The sequence below is a fragment of the Streptomyces viridosporus T7A genome, from assembly GCF_008704515.1.
Lineage (GTDB): Bacteria > Actinomycetota > Actinomycetes > Streptomycetales > Streptomycetaceae > Streptomyces > Streptomyces viridosporus.
In genome coordinates this window covers 1,502,018-1,524,538 of the sequence record NZ_CP023700.1, presented here as the reverse complement: position 1 = coordinate 1,524,538, position 22,521 = coordinate 1,502,018, and the positions used below count along the sequence as shown (strand labels likewise).

General features: G+C 75.6%; 21 protein-coding genes. 10 read left to right on the top strand and 11 right to left on the bottom strand.

Annotated features, from left to right (window positions below):
• Nucleotides 1-25: 25 nt before the first annotated feature.
• The 3 genes from CP969_RS07150 to CP969_RS07140 are packed head-to-tail and all read right to left on the bottom strand — an operon-like array spanning nucleotide 26 to nucleotide 3,208.
• Nucleotides 26-490 carry an NUDIX hydrolase gene (locus tag CP969_RS07150; RefSeq protein ID WP_016827286.1) on the bottom strand — a complete coding sequence of 155 codons (465 nt, stop codon included), beginning with the start codon at nucleotides 488-490 and terminating at the stop codon, nucleotides 26-28.
• On the bottom strand, nucleotides 487-2,025 hold the full coding sequence (locus tag CP969_RS07145; RefSeq protein WP_016827287.1) for an ATP-dependent DNA ligase: 1,539 nt from the start codon (nucleotides 2,023-2,025) through the stop codon (nucleotides 487-489). The genes CP969_RS07150 and CP969_RS07145 overlap by 4 nt, the downstream gene beginning before the upstream one ends.
• 49 nt (nucleotides 2,026-2,074) lie before the next feature.
• On the bottom strand, nucleotides 2,075-3,208 hold the full coding sequence (locus CP969_RS07140) for an NAD(P)/FAD-dependent oxidoreductase (RefSeq protein ID WP_223887063.1): 1,134 nt from the start codon (nucleotides 3,206-3,208) through the stop codon (nucleotides 2,075-2,077).
• Between the two features lie 77 nt (nucleotides 3,209-3,285).
• On the opposite strand from CP969_RS07140, the gene CP969_RS07130 reads away from it, so the two are divergent.
• The 6 genes from CP969_RS07130 (at nucleotide 3,286) to CP969_RS07105 (ending at nucleotide 8,552) form a co-directional block, all read left to right on the top strand.
• Nucleotides 3,286-3,858 carry a helix-turn-helix domain-containing protein gene (locus tag CP969_RS07130; protein ID WP_004991190.1) on the top strand — a complete coding sequence of 191 codons (573 nt, stop codon included), beginning with the start codon at nucleotides 3,286-3,288 and terminating at the stop codon, nucleotides 3,856-3,858.
• A gap of 96 nt (nucleotides 3,859-3,954) precedes the next feature.
• Entirely contained in the window at nucleotides 3,955-4,932 is a 978-nt protein-coding gene (locus CP969_RS07125; protein WP_004991191.1) for an NADPH:quinone oxidoreductase family protein, read from the top strand.
• Nucleotides 4,929-6,113 carry an acyl-CoA dehydrogenase family protein gene (locus CP969_RS07120; RefSeq protein ID WP_016827291.1) on the top strand — a complete coding sequence of 395 codons (1,185 nt, stop codon included), beginning with the start codon at nucleotides 4,929-4,931 and terminating at the stop codon, nucleotides 6,111-6,113. The genes CP969_RS07125 and CP969_RS07120 overlap by 4 nt, the downstream gene beginning before the upstream one ends.
• Nucleotides 6,110-7,195, top strand: a complete 1,086-nt coding sequence (locus CP969_RS07115) for an acyl-CoA dehydrogenase family protein (RefSeq protein ID WP_016827292.1) — start codon at nucleotides 6,110-6,112, stop codon at nucleotides 7,193-7,195. Before CP969_RS07120 ends, CP969_RS07115 begins: the two co-directional genes overlap by 4 nt.
• 196 nt (nucleotides 7,196-7,391) lie before the next feature.
• A complete protein-coding gene (locus CP969_RS07110) occupies nucleotides 7,392-8,255 on the top strand; it encodes a phosphatidylinositol-specific phospholipase C/glycerophosphodiester phosphodiesterase family protein (protein WP_016827293.1) in 864 nt (287 codons plus the stop codon).
• 102 nt (nucleotides 8,256-8,357) lie between these two features.
• A complete protein-coding gene (locus tag CP969_RS07105; protein ID WP_004991203.1) occupies nucleotides 8,358-8,552 on the top strand; it encodes a hypothetical protein in 195 nt (64 codons plus the stop codon).
• Between the two features lie 10 nt (nucleotides 8,553-8,562).
• Here the strand turns inward: CP969_RS07105 and CP969_RS07100 are convergent, their stop codons facing one another.
• The 3 genes from CP969_RS07100 to xylB all read right to left on the bottom strand — a co-directional run bounded on the left by CP969_RS07100 (nucleotide 8,563) and on the right by xylB (nucleotide 11,843).
• Entirely contained in the window at nucleotides 8,563-8,958 is a 396-nt protein-coding gene (locus CP969_RS07100; RefSeq protein WP_004991204.1) for a luciferase domain-containing protein, read from the bottom strand.
• 122 nt (nucleotides 8,959-9,080) lie between these two features.
• Nucleotides 9,081-10,289, bottom strand: coding sequence for an ROK family transcriptional regulator (locus CP969_RS07095; RefSeq protein WP_016827296.1), 1,209 nt, complete (start codon nucleotides 10,287-10,289; stop codon nucleotides 9,081-9,083).
• Between the two features lie 90 nt (nucleotides 10,290-10,379).
• Complete coding sequence (gene xylB / locus CP969_RS07090) at nucleotides 10,380-11,843, bottom strand: xylulokinase (protein ID WP_016827297.1); 1,464 nt, start codon at nucleotides 11,841-11,843, stop codon at nucleotides 10,380-10,382.
• A 140-nt stretch (nucleotides 11,844-11,983) separates the two neighbouring features.
• Between xylB and xylA the strand changes: the two genes are divergently transcribed.
• Together xylA and CP969_RS07080 are read left to right on the top strand one after the other, a co-directional pair.
• Nucleotides 11,984-13,150: a xylose isomerase gene (gene xylA, locus CP969_RS07085; protein ID WP_016827298.1), complete on the top strand. Its 1,167-nt coding sequence runs from the start codon at nucleotides 11,984-11,986 to the stop codon at nucleotides 13,148-13,150.
• A 364-nt stretch (nucleotides 13,151-13,514) separates the two neighbouring features.
• On the top strand, nucleotides 13,515-13,970 hold the full coding sequence (locus tag CP969_RS07080; RefSeq protein ID WP_109540509.1) for a hypothetical protein: 456 nt from the start codon (nucleotides 13,515-13,517) through the stop codon (nucleotides 13,968-13,970).
• Between the two features lie 34 nt (nucleotides 13,971-14,004).
• Here CP969_RS07080 and CP969_RS07075 read toward each other — a convergent pair whose 3' ends face one another.
• Together CP969_RS07075 and CP969_RS07070 are read right to left on the bottom strand one after the other, a co-directional pair.
• Nucleotides 14,005-15,258, bottom strand: coding sequence for an SWF or SNF family helicase (locus CP969_RS07075; protein WP_016827300.1), 1,254 nt, complete (start codon nucleotides 15,256-15,258; stop codon nucleotides 14,005-14,007).
• The gene (locus CP969_RS07070) at nucleotides 15,255-18,191 is read right to left on the bottom strand and encodes a DEAD/DEAH box helicase (RefSeq protein WP_150474904.1); all 2,937 of its coding nucleotides are present in this window, start codon (nucleotides 18,189-18,191) and stop codon (nucleotides 15,255-15,257) included. The genes CP969_RS07075 and CP969_RS07070 overlap by 4 nt, the downstream gene beginning before the upstream one ends.
• Before the next feature lie 261 nt (nucleotides 18,192-18,452).
• On the opposite strand from CP969_RS07070, the gene CP969_RS07065 reads away from it, so the two are divergent.
• The gene (locus CP969_RS07065; protein ID WP_016827301.1) at nucleotides 18,453-18,635 is read left to right on the top strand and encodes a hypothetical protein; all 183 of its coding nucleotides are present in this window, start codon (nucleotides 18,453-18,455) and stop codon (nucleotides 18,633-18,635) included.
• Nucleotides 18,636-18,639: 4 nt separating this feature from the next.
• On the opposite strand, the gene CP969_RS07060 is transcribed toward CP969_RS07065, so the two are convergent.
• The 3 genes from CP969_RS07060 to CP969_RS07050 form a co-directional block, all read right to left on the bottom strand.
• Complete coding sequence (locus CP969_RS07060) at nucleotides 18,640-20,025, bottom strand: tannase/feruloyl esterase family alpha/beta hydrolase (protein ID WP_016827302.1); 1,386 nt, start codon at nucleotides 20,023-20,025, stop codon at nucleotides 18,640-18,642.
• A 180-nt stretch (nucleotides 20,026-20,205) separates the two neighbouring features.
• Nucleotides 20,206-21,084 carry a hypothetical protein gene (locus CP969_RS07055; protein ID WP_016827303.1) on the bottom strand — a complete coding sequence of 293 codons (879 nt, stop codon included), beginning with the start codon at nucleotides 21,082-21,084 and terminating at the stop codon, nucleotides 20,206-20,208.
• 137 nt (nucleotides 21,085-21,221) lie between these two features.
• Nucleotides 21,222-21,518: a hypothetical protein gene (locus CP969_RS07050; RefSeq protein WP_016827304.1), complete on the bottom strand. Its 297-nt coding sequence runs from the start codon at nucleotides 21,516-21,518 to the stop codon at nucleotides 21,222-21,224.
• A 97-nt stretch (nucleotides 21,519-21,615) separates the two neighbouring features.
• Here CP969_RS07050 and CP969_RS07045 point away from each other — a divergent pair, with 97 nt between their 5' ends.
• Nucleotides 21,616-22,503 (top strand): oxygenase MpaB family protein, encoded by an 888-nt coding sequence (locus CP969_RS07045; RefSeq protein ID WP_016827305.1) that lies wholly within the window; start codon nucleotides 21,616-21,618, stop codon nucleotides 22,501-22,503.
• Nucleotides 22,504-22,521: the final 18 nt, after the last annotated feature.

The following is a 22,521-nucleotide window of genomic DNA, read 5'->3' as shown; positions in this document are numbered from 1 at the left end:
GACCGGCGCAACGCGGGAGGACTCCTCAGGGCGAGTGCTCCGCCAGGCGGTCGAGAAACGCCCTCTGCGCGGAGACGATCACCTCCCGGGCCCGGTCCAGGGCGAACCACTCCACCCGGTCGAGCTCCGGGAACTCCCGGGTCCGCCCCGACCTCGGCGGCCACTCCATCGTGAAGGTGCCGGGGACGACCGCCGCCGGGTCCAGGTCGGCCTCGACCGCCCAGGCCGTGACGGTCTTGCCGCCCGCCTGCCGGACCTCCCCGAGCGGCACCGCCGCCCCGTCCGGCGGCTCCAGCCCCAGCTCCTCCCGGAACTCCCGGCGCGCCGCCTCCCAGGCCGGTTCGGTGGGGTCGTGCTCGCCCTTGGGCACGGTCCACGCCCCCGTCTCCCGCCGCGCGAAGAACGGTCCGCCTATGTGGCCGAGCAGCACCTCCAGGCCCCGGTCGGTGCGCCGGAACAGCAGCAGGCCGGCGCTCCGGCCGCTCCTCACGGCCGCACCCCCGGATGCGCGGCGAGCAGCGCCTCGACCGTGTCGGCCTCCTCGGGGCGCTTGTCCTCGCGGTAGCGGACCACGCGGGCGAAGCGGAGGGTGACGCCCGCCGGGTAGCGGGTGGAGCGCTGGAGGCCGTCGTAGGCGATCTCGACGACGAGTTCCGGGCGCACGGTGACGACGTACCCGCTCTCGTCGACGGCCAGCTCCCGCAGCCGCTCGGTCTGCCAGGCCAGCATCGCGTCGGTCAGTCCCTTGAACGTCTTGCCGAGCATCGCGAAACCGCCGTCGGCGGTGCGGGCGCCCAGGTGCAGGTTGGAGAGCCTTCCGGTGCGCCGGCCGTGGCCCCACTCGGCGGCCAGCACCACCAGGTCGAGGGTGTGCACGGGCTTGACCTTCAGCCAGGACGCGCCGCGCCGGCCGGCGCTGTAGGGGGCGTCGAGCCCCTTGGCCACGACGCCCTCGTGGCCGCGCCGCAGGGTCTGGGCGAGGAACTCCTCCGCGGCGCCCGTCTCCCGCGGCCCGGACACCACCGTGCGCCGCACCCGCAGGGGTTCCGGCACGAGCCGGGCCAGCTCCGCGTGCCGCTCGGCGAACGGCAGGTCCAGCAGGTCGCGGTCGTCGACGGACAGCGCGTCGAAGAAGACGGGCGAGACGGGGACCTCCCGGGCGGCCGCCGCCACGTCCACCCGGGAGCCGACCCGGCCGGCGGTCTCCTGGAACGAGCGGGGGCGCCCGTCCTCGTCGAAGGAGATGACCTCCCCGTCGAGGATGAAGCGCTCGCCCCGCAGCTCCCGTGCCGCGGCGGTCACTTCCGGCAGGCGGTCGGTGATGTCGTCGAGGGTCCGGGTGTGCACGCGGACGGTGTCGCCGTCACGGTGGACCTGGACCCGGATGCCGTCCAGCTTCTCCTCGACCGCGCAGGCGCCGAGCTTCTCGACCGCCTCGGCGACCGAGGAGGCGCTGTGGGCCAGCATCGGCAGCACCGGGCGGCCGACGGTGAGGCGGAACCGCTCCAGCGCGGCGGGGCCGTCCGCCAGCAGCGCCCCGGCCACCGTCTGCAGGGAGCCCGCGAGCATCACCGCGCGCCGCACGTCCGCCGGCGGCGTTCCCGTCGCCCGCGCCAGCCCCTCCACCGCGACCGCGTCCAAGGCGCCCTGCCGGACCTCCCCGGTGAGCAGCCCGGACAGGAACCGCTGCTCGTCCTCGGTGGCCGCGCCCAGCAGCTCCCCGACCAGCCGGGCCCGCTCGGCCTGCGATCCGGGGCCGGACACCTCGCCCAGCCGGCCGAGCAGGGCGTCGACCTCGCGGACGGTCAGGGACGGCTCGGCGGCGGGAGCGACCGGGCGGTTCAGCACCTTCCAGCCGACGCCGATCCGTCCCTGCGGCAGCCGCCCCGCCAGGTACGGGATGACGATCGGCACGTCGTCGGCCCCGGCGTCCCGGAACAGCTCGGCGAGCAGAGCGATCTTCCGGGACCGCGCGGAGGTGGCGGCGACTTCCTGGGACACACGGGCCAGACGGGACAGCAGCATGGGATCAGAGTGCTACGGAGCCGTGGACTTCACACCCGGCCGCCGCGGGTCACCCGGTCACCGCGGCGTCCAGGTCGGCCATGAGCAGGTCCCCGACGATCGCGGCCGCCGCGCGGTAGCCGCCGCTCGCCGCGTGGACGACCTGCTCGGCGAAGCCGATCGCGTTGCCCGCCGCCCAGACGCCGGGCACCGTGGTCAGGCCCGTCGGGTCGACGACCGGGTACGTGCCGAACGGGGTCTCGTCCATCGCGGTGCCCAGCCGCTCCAGCAGGCCCGTTCGGGGCACGGGGCGCGGGGCGACGTAGAGCACGGAGCGGGCGTGGACGGAGCCGTCGGCGAGGCGGACCCCGGTGAGCCGGTCGTCCTCGACCAGCAGCTCCGCGACCTCGCCGGGCACCACGTCGACCCCGGCGGCGGCCAGTCGGCGCAGGTCCTGGCCGGACAGTTCCTCCTCGGCGACCGTGTGCAGGAAGAGGGTGACGTCCTTGGACCACTGCGACACCATCAGCGCCTGGTGCACGCTCGCCGGGCCGGCCGCGAGGACGCCGAAGGGCTCGTCGCGCACCTCCCAGCCGTGGCAGAACGGGCAGTGCAGCACGTCCCGCCCGAACCGCTCGGCGACCCCGGGCACCGCGGGCAGCTCGTCCTGCAGCCCGGTGGCGACGACCAGCCGGCGGGCCCGCACGGTCCGCCCCGCGCCGAGGACGACGGTGAAGTCCCCGTCCCGGGTCACGTCCCCGTCCCGGGTCACGTCCCCGTCCCGGGTCACGTCCCCGTCCCGGGTCACGTCCCCGTCCCGGGTCACGTCCGTGACCCGGTCGCGGACGAGCTCGACGCCGTAGCGCGCGATCTCCTCCCGGCCGACCGCCAGGAACTCGGCCGGCGCCATCCCGTCCCGGGACAGATAGCCCTGCATGTGGGACGAGGGCGCGTTGCGCGGCTCACCCGCGTCGACGACCAGCGTGCGCCGCCGGGCCCGCCCGAGCACCAGCGCGGCGGACAGCCCGGCGGCGCCGCCCCCGACGACCACCACGTCGTGGGTCCCGCTCCCGTGCCCGCCGGCCCTCCGGGTCCGCCCGGCGTTCCCGTTCCTCTCGGTGTCCCGGGCGTTCCGGGTGCCCCGGGCCTTCCGGGCGTTCTGGTCGTTCCGGGTGTCCCGGGTGTTCCGGGTGTGCTCGGTCATGGTGACCACCTCCACGCCGAAGGTCCCCCGAGCGCTGCCGCATTGACAAACACCTTTGCCGAACCTGCAATAAACGCATGACTACGGAGAGCGTTCTCGCGGATGTGGGCCCCCGGCTGCGGCGGATCAGGAAGGAGCGGGAGGTGACCCTCGCCGCGCTGTCCGAGGCGACCGGCATCTCCGTCAGCACCCTCTCGCGCCTGGAGTCTGGACTGCGCAGACCCAGCCTGGAGCTGCTGCTGCCGATCGCGCAGGCCCACCAGGTGCCGCTGGACGAGCTGGTCGGCGCGCCGCCGGTCGGCGACCCGCGCGTCCGCTCCAAGCCGATCGAGCGCTACGGCCGCACCCACTGGCCGCTCACCCGCCAGCCCGGCGGACTCCAGGCCTACAAGGTGCTCGAGCCGCGGCGCAAGCTCGAGCCGGAACCCCGTACCCACGAGGGCTACGAGTGGCTGTACGTGCTGTCCGGGAGGCTCCGGCTGGTGCTGGGCGAGAACGACCTGGTGCTCACCGCGGGGGAGGCGGCCGAGTTCGACACGCGCGTGCCGCACTGGTTCGGGTCGACGGGGGAGGGGCCGGTGGAGTTCCTCAGCCTGTTCGGCCCGCAGGGGGAGCGGATGCATGTCAGGGCGCGGCCCAGGAGGACGTGACGCGACGGACGGTTCCCTGAAAGCAAGCGACCGCTTAGTATGCGAGGGACCCGGTCCGGGTGACCCCGACGTCCACCAGCCCCGTGGAGGCCCCGCATGCAGGCATGGCAAGTGCACGAGATCGGCGAGCCGGGCGAGGTGATGCGCCTCGCGGAGGCGGCGCGACCGACGCCCGGCGACGGCCAGGTCCTGCTGAGGGTGCGCGCCGCCAACGTCAACTTCCCCGACGCGCTGATGTGCCGGGGCCAGTACCAGGTCAGGCCGCCCCTGCCGTTCACGCCGGGCCTGGAGGTCTGCGGCGAGACCGAGGACGGGCGCCGGGTGCTCGCCACCCCCGTGCTGCCGCACGGGGGGTTCGCCGAGTACGCCGTCGCGGACGCCGCCGCGCTGCTGCCCGCCCCGGACGCACTGGACGACGCCGAGGCGGCCGCCCTGCACATCGGCTACCAGACCGGCTGGTTCGGCCTGCACCGCCGGGCCGGGCTCGAAGCCGGCGAGACCCTGCTCGTCCACGCCGCCGCGGGAGGGGTCGGCAGCGCGGCCGTGCAACTGGGCAAGGCCGCCGGCGCCACCGTCATCGGCGTGGTCGGCGGCCCGGCCAAGGCGGCCGTCGCCCGGGAGCTGGGCTGCGACCTGGTGATCGACCGGCACGAGCAGGACGTCGTCGCCGCCGTCAAGGAGGCCACCGGCGGCCGGGGCGCCGACGTGATCTACGACCCCGTGGGCGGCCAGGCCTACGCCCAGTCCGCCAAGGTCGTCGCCTTCGAGGGGCGGATCGTCGTCGTCGGCTTCGCCGGCGGCACGATCCCCAGCCCGGCGCTCAACCACGCCCTGGTGAAGAACTACTCGATCCTCGGCCTGCACTGGGGCCTGTACAACACCAAGGACCCGAAACTGGTCCGGCACTGCCACGAGCGGCTCACCGAACTGGCCGCCCGGGGCGCGATCAAGCCGCTGGTGAGCGAGCGCGTCCCGCTCGCCGGCGCCGCGGCCGCCGTGCAGCGGGTCGCCGACGGAGTCACCACCGGACGCGTCACCGTGCTGCCCGCGCCGGAGAACGGAGCCGCGGCATGATCGACGCCGCCGAACTGCGCCGCCGCACACAGGAACTGCTGGCCGCGCATCCCCCCGCCGACACCGGGCGCCTGGACTTCCTGCACGCCCGCTTCGACGCCGGACTCGCCTGGGTGCACTTCCCCGCGGGGCTCGGCGGGCTCGGCGCCCCGCGCTCCCTGCAGGCCGTCGTGGACGCCGAGCTGGAGGCCGCGGGAGCCCCCGACAACGACCCGCGACGCATCGGCATCGGCCTGGGCATGGCCGCGCCGACGATCCTGCAGTACGGCACCGAGGAGCAGAAGCGGCGCTTCCTGCGGCCGCTGTGGACCGGCGAGGAGGTCTGGTGCCAGCTGTTCAGCGAGCCGGGCGCCGGATCCGACCTGGCCGCGCTCGGCACCCGCGCCGTCCGGGAGGGCGGGGGAGACTGGGTGGTCAACGGGCAGAAGGTGTGGACGTCCAGCGCCCACCTCGCCCGCTGGGCCATCCTCATCGCCCGCACCGACCCGGACGTGCCCAAGCACCGGGGCATCACGTACTTCCTCTGCGACATGACCGACCCCGGCGTCGAGGTGCGGCCGCTGCGCCAGATCACCGGTGAGGCCGAGTTCAACGAGGTGTTCCTCACCGACGTCCGCATCCCCGACTCCCACCGCCTCGGTGAGGTCGGTGACGGCTGGCGGGTCGCGCAAACCACGCTGAACAACGAGCGCGTCGCCATCGGCGGCATGCGGCTGCCCCGTGAGGGCGGCATGATCGGCCCGGTCGCGAAGACCTGGCGCGAGCGCCCCGAACTGCGCACCCACGACCTGCACCAGCGGCTGCTGAAGCTGTGGGTGGAGGCCGAGGTCGCCCGCCTCACCGGCGAACGCCTGCGCCAGCAGCTCGCCGCCGGCCAGCCCGGCCCCGAGGGCGCCGGGACGAAGCTCACCTTCGCCCGGCTCAACCAGGAGATCAGCGGGCTGGAGGTGGAACTCCTCGGCGAAGAGGGCCTGTTGTACGACGACTGGACCATGCGCCGCCCGGAACTGGTCGACTTCACCGGCCGCGACGCCGGCTACCGCTACCTCCGCTCCAAGGGCAACAGCATCGAGGGCGGGACCAGCGAGGTCCTGCTGAACATCGTCGCCGAGCGCGTCCTGGGCCTGCCGGCCGAGCCGCGCACCGACAAGGACGTCGCGTGGAAGGACCTCGCCCGATGAGCACACGGCCCGACCTGCTGTACTCGGAGGAGGAAGAGGCGCTGCGCGCCGCCGTCCGGGACCTGCTCACCGACCACTGCGACACGGCCGGGGTGATCGCCCGGATCGAGACGGACGCGCCCCACGACCTGGCGCTGTGGAAGACGCTCGCCGACGGCATGGGCCTGGCGGGCCTGCTGGTCCCCGAGGACCGGGGCGGCCAGGGCGCCACCCACCGCGAAGCCGCCGTCGTCCTCGAGGAGTTGGGCCGCGCGGTCGCTCCGGTGCCGTACCTGACCAGCGCGGTCGTGGCCACCGAGGCCCTGCTCGCCTGCGCGGACGGGGACGAACCGCTCGCCGCACTGGCGTCCGGGCGCAGGATCGGCGCCCTCGCCGTCGGGCTGCACACGGCGCCCGGCGCCGCGTTCGCCACCGTGCGGCGGGAGGGCGGCGCGCTGCACGGGCGGTTGTCCGGCATCGCGGACGCGGCGGTCGCCGATGTGCTGCTCGTGCCGGCGGACGACGGCGGGCTGTACGCGGTGGAGGCCGGCGCGGTCACCCTCACCCCGCAGACGTCCCTGGACCTCACCAGGCCGGTCGCCGAGGTCACCCTCGACGGAGCCCCGGGACGCCGGCTGGGCGACGCGGAACCCGCCGTACGCCGTGCCCTGCGGGCCGGTGCCGGGCTGCTCGCCTCGGAGCAACTCGGCCTCGCGGACCGGTCGCTGACGGAGACCCTCCGCCACCTGAGGGAGCGCAAGCAGTTCAACCGCCCCGTCGGCGGGTTCCAGGCGCTCAAGCACCGACTCGCCCGGCTGTGGCTGGAGATCGCCGGCCTCCGCGCCGCCGCCCGGGGCGCCGCCGACGCCCTGGCGACCGGCGAGGACACCGACGTGGCGGTCGCCGTGGCGCAGGCCTACGCGGCCCCCGTCGCGGTCCGGGCCGCCGAGGAGGCGCTGCAACTGCACGGCGGCATCGGCATGACCTGGGAACACCCGGTGCACCTCTTCCTGAAGCGCGCCAAGGCCGACTCGATCGCCCACGGCACGGCGGGCGCCCACCGCGAGGCGCTGGCCGGGCTGGTCGACCTGCGGGCGCCCTGAGCCCACCCGGACGAACGGGAGGAGAAGCCCGCCCCTCCAGGCGCGTTCCAGGGGGCGGGCTTCTCCGCGCGCCCCGCGTCAGTGGGATGAACGCGCGACGGCGGACCGGCCAACTCCCGTCACAGCACTGCCTTTCGGGCCTGTGCGGACCTCATACTCGCTGAGGCCCCGTACGCCACTCCCCGGGAGGCAGAGCATGGCCCTCACCACCCGCCGCAGAGCCCTCACCACCCTCGGCGCCGCCCTCGCCGGTCCGGTCGCACTGCCCGCCACCCAGGCGCTGGCCGGCGAACACGGGCACCGTCCACGCCCGTTGTGGCGCGCCCACGCCCACAACGACTACGAGCACCCGCGCCCCCTCCTCGACGCCCTCGACCACCGCTTCGGCAGCGTCGAGGCGGACGTCTTCCTGGTCGGCGACCAACTCCTGGTCGCCCACGACCCCGAGGACCTCGACCCGTCCCGCACCCTCGAATCCCTCTACCTCGACCCGCTCGCCGCCCGGGTCCGCGCCCACCGGGGCTCCGTGTACCGCGGGCACCGCGGGCCGTTCCAGCTCCTCGTCGACCTCAAGACCGAGGGCTCGTCCACCTACCGCGCGCTCGACCGCCGTCTGCGCCGCTACCGGCACCTGTTCACCACCTGCGCGCACGGCCGCGTCCTGCCCGGACCCGTCACCGCCGTCGTCTCCGGCGACCGCGCGGCCCGTGCGCCCATGGAGGCCCAGCGGGTGCGCCGGGCCTTCTACGACGGCCGGCTCGCCGACCTCGGCGGCCCGGCGCCGGCCTCCTTCGCCCCGTTGATCAGCGACAACTGGACGCTCCACTTCACCTGGCGGGGCGTCGGCGCGTTCCCTGGCGACGAGCGCCGGAAACTGCGGGACATCGTGCGCACCGCGCACGCGCGGGGACAGAGGGTGCGCTTCTGGGCCACCCCGGACCTGCCGGGACCCGCGCGCGACGCGCTGTGGGGCGAGCTGGTCGCCGCGGACGTCGACCACCTCAACACCGACGACCTCGCCGGACTGGAATCCTTCCTGGACGCCCACCGGCGGGTGTGACACCACACGTTCGGCGGACAGGTCAGCCGCCCGGACGAACCTCCCGCTACGCCACACTTGCGGCCGAACGCCGCGAAGCGGACGTGGCGGAGGAGGTTGACGATGGCCGTTTCCATCTCTGTGGTGCTGCTGCTCTCGGTGCTGGCGGTGATCTTCCTGCGCAACAGCGGACTGAAGATCTCCCACGCCCTGGTCTGCCTGCTGCTCGGCTTCTACCTGGCCGGCACCAGCATCGCTCCCACCATCCACAGCGGCCTCACGGCGACCGCGGACATCGTCGGCAGTCTGCGGCCGTGAGGCCGGCCGCTCAGCGGTCGGGCACCGCGTCGCGCGGCAGCACGGTGACCCGGTGGAAGTTGCACCCGGCCGGCACCGGACCGGTGGACGGGGGCCGGGCCTGGTGGGCCTTGAGGGCGACGCTCACCAGGCTCAGCAGCAGGTCGACGTCGGTGGCGCAGTCCAGGTGCACCGTCACCCAGCAGGAGCCCGGGACCAGTTGTATCGCGCTCGACCCGCCCAGGTCGTAGTGGAAGCGCTGGATGGCGCGGTGGGTGAGGTGGAGGTCCACGTTCCGGGCGGAGTGGAAGTGGACGATCTCGTCACGGGCGGTGCGGAGCGCCTGCCCCGTACCGCAACCCGCCGGACAGGCCGTGAGGTCGGGCCATGTCCCCAGCCGCTCCATGGCTCGCTGCGCCGGTGTCATGCCCTCATCGTTGCCCGCTCACCGTCCGGAAGCCAGGAGTTGGGCGATTCGTAATCGAGAGGTGAGGTGCCGGGCGCCACCCGCGGCCGAGTCGGGGCCGCCACCCGCGGCCCCGGACCGCCTCAGGCCCGCTCGGCGAAGGCCGCCGGATCGTCCAGGACGCCCCGCACCACCGAGTGCGCCGCGCCCAGCAGCGGGCCCTGCGGCCCCAGCGCGGACACGGAGACGGGGCAGACCGGCCCCGCCGTACGGCGGGACAGCTCGGACCGCAGCGACGGCAGCAGCCAGGGGGCGAGCCCGGACAGCGCGCCGCCCAGCACGACGCTCTCGGGGTCCAGCAGATTGACCGCCCCGGTCAGGGCGATGCCGAGCGCCGTCCCCGCGTCGCGCAGGGCGCGCCGTACGTCCGCATCGCCCTGTTCGGCGCGGCCCGCGAGCAGACCGACGCGGTCCTCGCCCGGCTCCAGTCCGGCCGCCCGCAGCACCGCCTCCTCGCCGGCGTACTGCTCCAGGCAGCCGCGTCCGCCGCACGCGCACTCCGGTCCCTCGGGCCGCACCGGCACATGGCCCAACTCGCCCGCGAAGCCGCGGTTTCCGCGCAGCAGCCGTCCGTCCACGACGACCGCGGCACCGATGCCGATCTCGGCCGACACATGGAGGAAGTCCCGGGGGGTCCCCTCGCCGAGCCAGAGTTCGGCGAGCGCGCCGAAGTTGGCCTCGTTGGCCACGGTGAGCGGGAACCGGCCCGGCAGCAGGGCGCCGAGGTCCGTGTCCCGCCAGCCGAGGTTCGGGGCGCGTACGACGGTCCGGGCGTCGCGCGCCACCAGGCCCGGCACGGCCACGGCGAGCCCCGCCGGCCACAGGCTCTCGGCCTCCGCCTCGGCGACGACCCGGTGGACCAGCTCGGTCAGCTCCCCGATCACCGGCCCGGGGGAGCGGCCCCGGTTCGCCACCTGCCGCACCGCCCGTGAGCGGATGCGTCCGCGCAGGTCGACCGCGCAGACCGCGAGGTGGTCGACGCCGATCTCGGCGCCGATCCCCGCCGGACCGCGGCCGCTGACGGCGAGCGCCGAGCCGGGGCGGCCCACGCGTCCGGGCCGCTCGGGGCCCAGTTCCTCCAGCAGCCCCGAGCGGATGAGCTCGTCGACCAGGGTGGACACCGCCGCGCGGGTCAGCCCGATGCGTGAGGCGACGGCGGCCCGGGACAGCGGTCCCTCGGCGCTGACGGTGTGCAGCACCCGCGAGAGGTTGCGGCGGCGCATGCCCTGCTGGGTGTCGGGCAGCGCGCGCCCCGGACCGGCCGGGCGGGCCTCGTGCAGCGGTGCGCTCATTCCTCCGTCAGTCCCCGGTCTCTTCGTCGTCGCGGGCCCCCGGTGCCCGCCGTCGGCCGGTGTCCCGGGCGCCGTCCCCGGTCCGTGCCGTCACCCGGCGTCCGGGCCGCGCTCCAGCAGCGGGGCCGCGTCGGAGAGTACCCCGGCGACCCTGGCCAGCGTCTCCTCGTCCCGCTCCACCGCCTCCAGCACCGGGCCCGCCGCCGTGTTCCAGCGCCGGGCGACCGCGGCCGGGTCCTCCCCGGTGAGCAGCCCGGCCGCCTGTGCCGCGGCCCCGAGGGCGACGAGTTCCCTGGCCTCGGGCACCTGCACGGGGCGCCCCGACAGCCGCCGTACGGTCTGCTGCCAGGCCGCTCCCCGGGCGCCGCCGCCGATCAGCAGCAGGGGCGCCGACGGGTCGGCGTCCTCGTCGGTCCCGTCGTCCTCGCCGAGCACCAGGTCGAGCGCGCCGAGCAGGGAGTACACGGCGCCGTCGTAGGCGGCCTGGAGCACCTGGCCGCCGGTCGTGTCGTGGCGCAGTCCGTGCAGCAGGCCGGAGGAGCGGGGGAGGTTCGGGGTGCGCTCGCCGTCCAGGAAGGGCAGGAGCGTGACGCCGTCGCCGGGCTCGACGGCCTCGCGGTCCAGGCCCAGCAGGCTCGCCACCCGGTCCACCGCGAGCGTGCAGTTGAGCGTGCAGGCCAGCGGCAGCCAGTCGCCGCGCGCGTCGGCGAAGCCCGCCACGGTGCCGGTCGGATCGGCGGGCCTGCGCCGCGACACCGCGTACACGGTGCCCGAGGTGCCGAGGCTCATCACCGGCGTGCCGGGCCGCACCCCGAGGCCCAGCGCGGCGGCGGCGTTGTCGCCGGTGCCGCACGCCACCAGGGTGCCCTTGGAGAACGGCAGGTCGTGGCTGTCGCGCACGGTCCCGGCCACCTCGCCGGGCCGCACGACGCGGGGCAGCAGCGCCGGGTCGAGGCCCACGTGCGCGAGGATCTCCTCGTCGTAGCCTTCGCTCCCGGAGGCCCACCAGCCGGTGCCGGAGGCGTCGCCGCGGTCGGTCGTGCCCTGGCCGGTGAGCCGCTCGGTGAGGTAGTCGTGGGGGAGCCGGACGGCCTTGGTGGCGCGGACCGCCTCCGGCTCGTGCTCCGCCAGCCACGCCCACTTGGTGACCGTGAAGGAGGCGGTGGGGACGCTCCCGGTGCGCTCGGCCCAGAACTTCGCGCCGCCCAGTTCCTCGATCAGCCGGCGGCCCTGCGGCGCGGACCGCACGTCGTTCCACAGCAGCGCCGGCCGCACCGGCTCGCCGCGCCCGTCCAGGGTGACCAGGCCGTGCTGCTGCCCGCCGATCGACACGGCGGCGGCCTCGTGCGCCGGCTCGCCGCACTGGCGCAGCGCCTCGCACAGGGCGTCCCACCACTGGCGCGGATCGCTCTCCCGGCCCGCCCCGGAGGTCACCGTGTGCGGGGCCTGGCCGCTCGCGACGATCCGGCCGGTGGCCACGTCGACGACCAGGGCCTTGGTGGACTGGGTGGATGTGTCCACGCCGACGACGAGCGGACCCTCGGCTGCTGACATCGGTCTCTCCCTCTTCCGCGGCTCGGCGGGGCGAGTCTCCTCCGCGGCTCCGCGGGGCGAGTCTCTTCCCTGAAATGCTCCTGCATACTAATTTGTAAATCGCCATGACGAAATAGCCTCAGCGAGCAAGGAGCCGCGGCATGAACTACCAGCCCACCCCCGAGGACAGGTTCACCTTCGGACTGTGGACCGTCGGCTGGCAGGGACGGGACCCCTTCGGCGACGCCACGCGGCGCGCCCTCGACCCGGTCGAGTCGGTGCGGCGCCTGGCCGAGCTGGGCGCCCACGGCGTCACCTTCCACGACGACGACCTCATCCCCTTCGGCTCGAGCGACAGCGAGCGGGAGGAGCACGTCAAGCGGTTCCGGCAGGCGCTGGACGACACCGGCATGAAGGTGCCGATGGCCACCACCAACCTGTTCACCCACCCGGTGTTCAAGGACGGCGCGTTCACCGCCAACGACCGCGACGTGCGCCGCTACGCGCTGCGCAAGACCATCCGCAACATCGACCTCGCGGTCGAGCTCGGTGCCGAGGTCTACGTCGCCTGGGGCGGCCGCGAGGGCGCCGAGTCCGGTGCCGCCAAGGACGTGCGGGACGCCCTGGAGCGGATGAAGGAGGCCTTCGACCTGCTCGGCGAGTACGTCACCTCCCAGGGCTACGACATCCGCTTCGCCATCGAGCCCAAGCCGAACGAGCCGCGCGGCGACATCCTGCTGCCCACCGTCGGACACGCCCTGGCCTTCATCGAGCGCCTGGAGCGGCCCGAGCTGTACGGCGTCAACCCGGAGGTCGGCCACGAGCAGATGGCCGGGCTGAACTTCCCGCACGGCATCGCCCAGGCGCTGTGGGCGGGCAAGCTGTTCCACATCGACCTGAACGGCCAGAGCGGCATCAAGTACGACCAGGACCTCCGCTTCGGCGCGGGCGACCTGCGGGCCGCGTTCTGGCTCGTGGACCTGCTGGAGTCGGCCGGGTACAGCGGCCCGCGGCACTTCGACTTCAAGCCGCCGCGGACGGAGGACCTCGACGGGGTGTGGGCGTCGGCGGCCGGCTGCATGCGCAACTACCTGATCCTCAAGGAGCGCGCGGCCGCCTTCCGCGCCGACCCGGAGGTGCAGGAGGCGCTGCGCGCGGCCCGTCTGGACCAGCTGGCCGAGCCCACGGCGGCCGACGGCCTGCAGGCCCTGCTCGACGACCGGTCCGCGTTCGAGGACTTCGACGTCGACGCGGCCGCCGCGCGCGGCATGGCCTTCGAGCGCCTCGACCAGCTCGCCATGGACCACCTGCTGGGGGCCCGGGGCTGAGCTTCGCACGCGCGGGGGCGCGGTCGTACCGGCTGATCCGCCGGACGACCGCGCCCCCGCGCGTCGCGGTGGCCTCCCGCGGAGGCGCTCCGGGCGCCGCGGGGCTTTCGCGGCCGGGCTCCGGCGCGCGGTCGCGCCCTCGCGGCGGCTTTCCGCCTGCCCGCGCCCGCCCGCCCCGCCCGTCGCCCGGGGCGCGCGGCGGCGCCCGTGCGAGCGCCGGAGCCCCCCCGCGCGCGCCGAGGTCCCGCGCGGCGCGCTCTGCGCGCGGAACGCGCCGGAAGCACGGCGCCGGTGCCCTGAGTCCGCGCCGACTTCCGCGCGGCGCCCTCGCGCGGGCCGGGTGCCCGCGGCGACCATGGTGCGCATGGCCACGCCACCCGTACCGCCCCAGCCGCCGTCCGGCCCGCCGGGCGGCACACCGCCCCCGGACGGCGGTTTCGGACCGCCCCCGTACGGCGGCGCGCCGCCGCCCCGGCCGCCCGGGCCGCCCGACGACCGGGGCGGACCGGAACGCGGCCCCGGCGGGCGCAGGACGGTACTCGTCCTGGTCACCGCGATCGTGGCCGTCGCGGCCGTCGTCTTCGTCGTGCTGACGGCCTCGGGCGACGACGACTCGCCGGACAGGGAGCCCACCGGGAGCAGCACGGACACCGGTGGCCTGCCCGACCTGCCGCCGGGCGTCCCCTCCGAGCTGCCCAGCGATCTGCCGAGCCGGCTCCCGTCCGGCTTCCCCACGGAGCTGCCGTCCGGCTTCCCCACCGAGCTGCCGAGCGGTCTGGAATCCCTGCTGCCGTCCCTGGGGGACGCCGGAGCGCCCTGACGCCGTGGCCGCCGGACGTGCCCCGGGACGGCGCTCACTGCCCGAAGGCGCGCTCCGCCGAGGCCAGTGCCGTCGCCGGGTCCCGGGCGGCGCCGCCCGCCGGGACCCACCGGCCGCGCTCCTTGCGGTACGGCCACCAGCGGCCGTCGCGTCCCAGCCGCAGCTGGACGCAGGCGCCGACGACCGTCCACCGGTTGGCCCGGGCCCGCAGCGCCGGCCGCTCGTCCTCGTCCCAGGCCGCCTCCAGCGCGGCACGCGCGCGGGCGAGGCTCCCGGCGTCCGGCGTCCACTCCCCGTCCAGCACGTCCAGCGCCTCCGGTCCGCCGTGCCGCCAGGCCCGCACGGCCACGGCCAGCCCCTCCCGGCCGCGCCCCGACCCGTCCGCGAGCCGGTCCGCCGCGGCCCGTCCGGGGTCCCCGGCGGCCAGCCGCACCGCGTCCCGCGCCACCGTCGGCTCCGGTTCCCCGGGCCGCGGCCCGTGCCCTTCCCCGAGCGCCTCGGCCAGCATGCGGTGGGCCTGTGCCGCGGTACGGCCGGCCAGGAACTCCAGCGCACGCGGGTCGATCCCGGCACCGGGCGCGGTCTCCGTGTCCAGCGACGGCGGAATCCCCGGCTCCGTGGGAAGCGCGGGAACGTCGGGCAGCGAGGGCAGGATGTCCCCGGCCGCGTACGCCTCGGCCGCGTCCACGCCCTCCGGCCGGACGGCCGGACCGGCGGACGCGTCACCGCGTGCCTGGAGCGCGTCCAGCAGGGCGCGTTCCCCGCGTCCGCGCATCAGCAGCAGGACGAACGGGTCCCGGTCCAGCAGCCGGGCCACCTGGTAGCAGAGCGCCGCCGTGTGACCGCAGTGGTCCCAGGCGCCGCAGTCGCACTCCGGCTCCAGATCGCCGAGGCCCGGCAGCAGTTCCACCCCGGCCAGTTCCGCGTCCTCGACCAGGTGCGTGGGCATCTCCCGGTCGAGCAGCGCCGCGACGTGCCCGGCCCGCTCGACGGCCATGGCCAGGAAACGGTCCCACTGCTCCCCGGACAGCTCCTGCAGCAGGACGTCCGCCCGGTGGGCCGTTCCGTCGCGGTCCCGCACGACCGCCGTGATGCGTCCCGGCCGCACGGACACCGCGCCGACCGCTCCCGCGCGCGCGAGCCCGCGGCCCGCCTTGAGCTGCCCGGCGTCCAGCGCCGTGCCCTCCAGCGCGGCCAGCCAGGCCCGGCCCCACCACGTCCGCACGGAACCCCGCCCCCGCACGGGCGGCAGCGCGGCGAAGGTGCGCTCACCGTCGTACCGGGTCATCGCGGTCCTCCTCGCAGCTCGACCAGTTCCGCCAGCTCCGCGTCGGTCAGCTCCGTGAGCGCCGCCTCGCCGGAGCCCAGCACCGCGTCGGCCAGCTCCCGCTTGCGGACCAGCAGCTCGGCGATGCGGTCCTCGACCGTCCCCTCGGCGATGATCCGGTGCACCTGCACGGGCCGGGTCTGGCCGATGCGGTACGCGCGGTCGGTCGCCTGCGCCTCGACCGCCGGGTTCCACCAGCGGTCGTAGTGCACGACGTGCTCCGCGCGGGTGAGGTTCAGACCGGTGCCCGCCGCCTTCAACGACAGGAGGAAGACCGGGACCTCGCCGTCCTGGAAGCGGCGCACCATGGCCTCGCGCTCGGCGACCGGCGTGCCGCCGTGCAGGAACTGCTCCGGTACGCCCCGCGCGGCCAGGTGCCGCTGCAGGAGCCGGGCCATCTGCACGTACTGCGTGAACACCAGGACGCCGGCCCGTTCGGCGAGGACCGTGTCGAGGAGTTCGTCGAGCAGCTCCAGCTTCCCGGACCGTCCCGCGACCACGGGCCGCTCCTCCTTGAGGAACTGCGCCGGGTGGTTGCAGATCTGCTTCAGGCCGGTCAGCAGCTTCACGATCAGCCCGCGCCGGGCCGCGCCGTCCGCGCCGGAGATCTCCGCCAGGGCCTCGCGCACCACGGCCTCGTACAGCCCCGCCTGCTCCCGGGTGAGCGACACGGCGTGATCGGTCTCCGTCTTCGGCGGCAGCTCGGGGGCGATCCCCGGGTCCGACTTGCGGCGACGCAGCAGGAACGGCCGTACCAGCCGGGCCAACCGGTCCGCCGCGGCCGGGTCCTGCCCGCCCTCGACGGCGTCCGCGTACCGCCTGCGGAAGGTGCCGAGCCGGCCCAGCAGCCCGGGCGTCGTCCAGTCGAGGATCGCCCACAGCTCCGACAGGTTGTTCTCCACCGGCGTGCCGGTGAGCGCCACGCGCGCGCGTGCGCCGAGGGAACGCAGCTGCCGGGCCGTGGACGAGTACGGGTTCTTCACGTGCTGGGCCTCGTCGGCGACGACCATCCCCCAGGCGACCTCGGCGAGCCGGGGCGCGTCCAGCCGCATCGTGCCGTACGTGGTGAGCACGAACTCGCCGTCGGCCAGGCCGTCCAGGGCGCGCCGCGCCCCGTGGAAGCGGCGCACCGGGGTGCCGGGCGCGAACCGCTCGATCTCCCGCTGCCAGTTGCCCATCAGCGAGGTCGGGCAGACCACGAGGGTGGGTCCCGCCGCCGCGGGATCGCTCTGCCGGTGCAGGTGCAGGGCGATGAGGGTGACGGTCTTGCCCAGGCCCATGTCGTCGGCGAGGCAGCAGCCCAGGCCCAGGGAGGTCATGTGCGCCAGCCAGTTCAGGCCGCGCCGCTGGTAGTCCCGCAGGGTGGCGGCGAGGGCGGCCGGCTGCCCGACCGGCTCCTGGGCCTCGGGGTCCGCGAGCCGGTCCCGCAGCGCCGCCGGCCATCCGGTGGTGCGCACCTCGATCCGGCTGCCGTCGACCTCCACCGAGCCCGTCAGGGCCGCGCCGAGCGCGTCGATCGGCGTGATCCCGCGGCTCCGGCGGGCCCGGGCGCGCAGCACCTCCCGAGGGTCGATCAGGACCCACTGGTCGCGCAGCCGCACCAGGGGGCGGTTCGCCTCGGCGAGCCGGTCCAGCTCCTCGCGGGTGAGGAGCCGGTCGCCCACGGCGAACGACCAGTCGAAGGCGAGCAGCGCGTCGGCGGACAGGGACGACGGCCCCGGGGAGAAGTCGGCCCTCCCGGACCCCGGCGCGTCGTCCGCGGGGCCGATCTCCGCGCGGGTGGTGAGTCCGCGGACCAGCTCCCCGGGCCAGTGCACCTCGACGCCCGCGCCGGCCAGCGCCCGGGCGCCCTCGCCGAGGAGTTCGGTGACCTCCTCGTCGGCGAGGTCGACCGCGTCCGGGACGGCCGCCGACAACAGGGGCGTGAGCGGCGCCCAGGCCCGGGCTGCGCGGCGCAGCGCGAGCAGGGCGTCCCTGCGCGCGCGGGGACCGAAATCCTCCTCGGACGTCCCGCGCCACACCTCGGCGGCGTCCGCGACCAGGGCGGGACCGCTCGCGCCGTGCACCTGGAGCACGGCCCGGAACGAGGCCCCCGTGCCGTCGGGCCGGCCGCCCACCGTGTCCGCCGTGCCCACCGCGTCCGCCGCGTCCGCCGAGTTCCCCGGTGTCCCCGCCTCCGCCGCGTCCGTCGGCACGCGCAGCTCGATCCGCAGGGACAGCCGTACGCCCGCGTCGTGGCCGGCGGCGACGTCGGCGGCCCAGCCGCGCAGTTCGGGCAGCCGCTGCGGCCGCGGTGCCGCGAAGGCCGGGGTGCCGGTCAGGAGGGGCGCGGCGGGGGAGCGGGGGAGGGTGTCGGCGACCGCGTCGAGGAAGGCGCGCAGCAGCCGCTCGGGGTCGGGCAGCCGCAGCGGTCCGGCGGTGTCCACCGGCACGGCGTGCGCTTCGGGCGGCATCGCCGCGGCGAGCCGGCGCACCGCGTCGACGTCCTCCGCGCCCAGGGGGCCGACGCGCCAGGCGTCGTGGTCGGCCGGGGACAGGCCGGGCAGCAGCAGCCCGCGTGCCACCAGGTGCAGGGCGTGCACGGCGGCGGCGCCCCAGAACACGGCGGCCCGGTGCCCGCCGCCGGCCCGCGCGCGGGTGAGCACCGGCAGCGCGGCGCGCACCGGCAGGAGAACGGCGGGCACCCGCACCGGCGCGACCCCGTCGCCGCCGGGCGCGACGACGGTCAGCTCCTCGACCGGCGCCCCGTCCACGGCGGGCGGAGCCGAACCGTCCGGCCGCCAGAAGGCGACACGGCCGGCGCGGGCGGGATCGCCGGGGACGAAGACGGCCGGGCAACGGGCCGGTTCGGCGTGCGGGGAGGGAGGGGCAGGGGAGTGCGTCTGCGCAGCGATGACGGATTCCTCAAACTTGACTAGTGGGATCGGAGCCGCCGAGAGTACAGCACGACGGGGGCCGACGGGTGCGCCCGGAGTGTGATCCGGGCCACCATGAAGGTGAGCCGTGCTCCCGTGCGCCGCAGGAGGCGACGAGCCTCCGGGAAACCCTAGGGGGCGCGGCTCAGGGAAGTCTCAGGGTCGCGGTCCGGAACCGCCGAAAGCGCGGGCCCGTTCTCACGACAGAGAGCGGCAGTGGCCGCGAAGGAGGCGACACTCATGTCGAAGAACGCCAAGATCGCCGCGGGTGGTGTGGCGGCCGGGCTCATCCTGCTCATCTGGCTGCCCTGGTGGGCCGCGCTTCTGGTGGTCCTGGGGGTCCCGGCCGCCGCGTACCTCGCCCTGGACCCCTCGCAGCGGAGCAGGCTGCGCCGCGTCTCGCGCAAGGAGCTGGGCCGCTGAGGAGCTACCGCGCCCCCGCCCCGCCGGCGTCCAGCGCGCAGGAGTTGACCACGTCACCGTCGGCGGGGCGGGGCACGACCCGGTCCGCGGGCGGCTCGACCCCGCGCTCCACCCAGGCCACCAGGGCGTCGAACGCCGACCGGTGGCAGGGCAGGATCGGCCGCAGCCGGTCCGGATGGGAGTCGTACAGTCCGTCGACGTGCGTGCCGTCCTGCACCGTGTAGTAGCGGTGCAGCGCGCCCCGCCCGGCTGTGTCGATCATGCGCGCGTACACATCGGAGTCGGTGGCCTTGGGCAGCAGCGCGTCCAGGTCGCCGTGCAGGGTGATCAGCGGCCGGTCGATGCGCCCGGTCAGCGACACCCGGGCCACGGCGCGGTGCACGGAGCCGGGGCGCGAGGCGTAGTCGTAGGAGGCGTCGGAGGCGCACGGCGCGAGGACCTCCTCCACCGTCGAACCCGCGGAGGGGTCGGGGCATCCGGGGTCGTAGGAGGGGTCGAACTCGGCGCGGTAGATCTTCTGCGTGACGCCCCAGTAGGCCTTCTCGTGGTACGGCCACAGGAACTCCGAGCCGCGGGCGAAGCCCGCCGCGTACAGGTCCTCGTCCTGCGCCGTGCCGAACATCCGGGCCACCGCCACCGGCAGGGAGGTGAACGGATTGGGGCCGTCGGCCGTCCACAGGGTGCCCTCCCAGTCCACCCCGCCGTCGTACAGCTCCGGATGGTTCTCCAACTGCCAGCGCGTGAGGTAGCCGCCGTTGGAGACGCCGGTGATGTACGTGCGGCGCGGGGCGTGCCCGTAGCGCTGGGCCACCGCCTGCCGGGCCGCCCGGGTGAGTTGTGTGGTCCGTGTGTTCCACTCGGCGACCGCGTCGCCGGGCCGGACGCCGTCACGGTGGAAGTCGACCCCGCTGTTGCCCTTGTCGGTCGCCGCGTACGCGTACCCCCGGGCCAGCACCTGGTCGGAGATCGCCTGGTCCGTCGCGTACTGCTTGCGGTTGCCGGGCGCGCCGGTGACGACCAGGCCGCCGTTCCAGCGGTCGGGGAGCCGGATGACGAACTGCGCGTCGTGCCGCCATCCGTGGGTGGTGTTGAAGCGCGAGGAGTCCGGGAAGTAGCCGTCGATCTGCACACCGGGCACACCGGACGGCGACCGGGTGGCCGCGGCGGTCAGACCCGCCTGGTCGGCCATGTCGGTGTACGGGGTGCCGGCCAGCCCCGTGGTGGTCAGGTCGGCCAGACAGGCACTGCGCTGGTGGGCGGCGCCGGGCACGCGCACCCGTTCCTGGCGCGCGCAGTGGCCGTCCTCGGCCGCGCGGACCGGGGACGGAGCGGTGAGGGCGGCCGCCGCGAGGGCGACGGCGAGCAGGGGAACGCCGCGGGACGGGCGCATGACGACCTCCGGGAGGGCGGACGAGCGGAAGAGGGCAGCAGGGGTCCCGAACTGCCCCGGGGTGAGGGACCGACCGCGCCGTCACCGGGGGAGTGGGGCCCCGGGAACGATGCCCGCGCGGAGAGGTGCACCACGCGCCAGCTTCCGTGGTCCGCGGCCGTGCCGCAGGCCGGAGTGGGCTCAGCGGGGGCGTACGGCCATCCTGTCGAGTGCTTCGAGCAGCCCCGGCAACTTCGGCCCCCGGCCCACCGGCAGCACCTCACCGGGTTCGTCGTCGAGCAGGACGAACGCGATGTCGTCCGTCCTGGCGACCAGCGACCAGCCGGGACCGTCGGCCCGCAGGGTGCGCGCTCCGCCCGGCGCGAAGGCCGAGCGGACCCGGCCGATCGGCGGCGGCGAGTCGACATAGGCGCGCGCCTGCGCCAGGACGTGCCGGACGCCGCTGTGGCCCGGCCGCCGGCCACGCCCGCCGTCCTCCTCCCCGTTGCCCTCCGTGGTGCCCTCCGGGGCGTCCGCGGCGCCGTCGGCCGCCTCCCCGGGGCCGCCGGACGTCGAGAACGCGGTGTCGTCGACCTGGCCCCGCCAGGTGGACCACCGCAGCGCGATCTCGTCGGCGCCCAGGCGGCGCTGTGCGGGACCCCAGACGCTCGTGTCCGGCGGGGACAGCGGGGGCCGATCCGCGACGTCGGGACCGGGATCGTGCGGTGCGGGCACGTTCGGCGCCGCGACGGCGACGGCGAGGGGCCAGCCGGGCAGCGCGGCCACCACCGTCCGCTCGTCCGGCGACAGGTCGTGCTCCATGCCGCAGTCCCAGGACGCGATCGCGACGGCGACCAGCGAGACGTCGTCGACGACGACCGTCCACCGGGCCCCCTCGCCGTCCTGGCCGAGTACCAGCCCGTACCCGTCGGCGAGCGGCGGGAGGCCGAGCGCCGCGCACGCCTCCGGGTAGTCGTCGCCCAGCACGCTCGGGAACTGCGCCGGCGTCAGCAACGCCGCGGTGAGCACGTAGAGCGCGTCCTCCGCGGCGGCGACGGCCTCCTCGTCCGTCCCGGCCATCCCAGCCTCCCCATCGGCTCGTCCGTCGGCGCGCACCCTATGCCGCCCCCGAGCCGCTTGTCACGACCCCGCAGGCCGCACCCGGAGCCGCGGGTTCCCGGCCGGGCGGGGCGGGACGACCGCGTACCGCCGGGGGATCAGGCCGCCGGGAGCCCCAGCAGCGCCCGCGCGACGGTCCGCGGGGACTCGTCACGCTCCCGCGCGAGCGCGACGACGGCCCGGCACGCCAGCTCGTTCACCCCGAACGACAGCGCCTCCGGCGAGACCCAGCCGGACGCCTCGTCGATCCGCTCCTGATCGCCCTCCACCCGGGCCGAGACGTAGGCCGCGGCGGCCTCGAACAGGTTGTGCGGACGGTCCTCCCGCCCGGTCCGCTGCCGCGTGCGCACGCCGTCGGCCACCTTGACGCCGATCCTGCGGACTCTGCCCCACATACGGTTCACCCTCCCCGGTGCGGTCGCCCTCGACGGCCTTTCGACTCCCGCCGCTCAACGTAAGGTCGGAACTCCGACGGCAGAAGGGGGCAGCACGGTGAAGCGCTTCGAGCGGCTGGAACGGATCCGGCGGATGGACCCGTACCGGGAGGCCACGGAGATCTACCGGCTCAGCGCGGCCTACGAGTTCCCCTGGGACTTCGCCCGGGCCCTCGAACTGGCCCTCTACCGCACCTACGCCGTTCCCCGCATCGGCGGGCTGCTCGCCGAGACGGCCGAGCTCACGGACCGCACGCAGAAACGCTACGACGACACCTCGCTGCTCCTGGACGCCGTCGTCGAGCACGGATTCGGCAGCGACCGGGGCCGGACCGCGATCCGCCGCATCAACCGGATGCACCGCAGCTACGACATCCCCGACGACGACATGCGCTACGTCCTGTGCACGTTCGTCGTGATGCCCAAGCGCTGGATCGACGCCTACGGATGGCGCAGGATGTCGCGTCACGAGACGGTCGCCGGCACCGTCCATTACCAGACCCTCGGCCGGCACATGGGCATCAAGGACATCCCCGGGTCCTACGAGGAGTTCGAGGCCTTCCTCGACGCCTACGAGGAGGCCCACTTCGGCTGGGACGAGGGCGCGCGGCGGGTCTCGGACGCCACGCTCGACCTCATGGCCTCCTGGTACCCGCGTCCGCTCGCCCCCCTGCTGCGCACCGCCACGCTCGCCCTGCTCGACGAACCCCTGCTGCGCGCCTTCCGCTACCCCCCGCCCGGCCCCGTCACGCGCGCGTGGGTACGCCGCGCGGTACGGCTGCGGGGACGCGCCGTCCGTCTGCTGCCGCCCCGGAGGACCCCGCACTTCGCCCGGCAGAACCGGGAGGTCAAGGGCTACCCGAACGGCTACCGGCTGGAGGACCTGGGCACCCACCCCGTCCCGGGGCTGCGCGGCTGCCCGGTGCGGCCCGCGGACGCGGACTGAGGATCCGCTCCCCGCCCC